Origin of the sequence: Neorhizobium descurainiae (assembly GCF_051400715.1) — a bacterium.
Taxonomy (GTDB): Bacteria; Pseudomonadota; Alphaproteobacteria; order Rhizobiales; family Rhizobiaceae; genus Neorhizobium.
Genome location: NZ_JBLFFK010000109.1, coordinates 1 through 537 on the forward strand (window position 1 = coordinate 1; position 537 = coordinate 537).

The 537-nt window shown below is 56.4% G+C and carries 1 protein-coding gene; it reads left to right on the plus strand.

Translation table 11 applies throughout. The features are described 5' to 3' along the window. Positions 1-531: ABC transporter ATP-binding protein (locus tag ACMGE0_RS33675; protein WP_436820194.1), on the plus strand; the 531-nt coding region annotated here is incomplete at its 5' end. Between the last annotated feature and the right edge of the window lie 6 nt (positions 532-537).

A 537-nucleotide genomic window follows, 5' to 3' on the forward strand; every position in this document is an offset into this window, starting at 1 on the left:
AAATCGACCTTGCTGCAGATCATCGCCGGGACTCTGGAGCTCGACAAGGGACGCGTCATCCGCCAGGGCAAGATATCCTGGCCGCTCGGCTTCGCAGGCAGCTTCCAGGGCAATCTTTCCGGAGAGCAGAACGTGCGTTTCGTCGCCAGGATATACGGCGTCGACACGGAGGAGCTTGTCGCCTATGTAGCGGATTTCGCGGAGCTCGGCGCCTTTTACAAAGCTCCCGTCCGCACCTATTCATCGGGCATGAAGGCGCGGCTTGCCTTCGGCGTCAGCATGGGAGTGAAGTTCGACTATTACCTGGTCGATGAAATCACCGCGGTGGGGGATACCAACTTCAAGCGAAAATCCCAGCAGGTCTTCAAGGAGCGGCTCAAGGGTTCCGACGTCATCATGGTCTCCCACAGCCCCTCCACGTTGCGGGACTATTGCGAATCCGGAATAGTTCTCGAAGACGGAAAATTAACATATTATGATAATTTGGAAGACGCCATCGCCGTCCACGAGCGCAACATGACGAGGCAGTAGACGTGA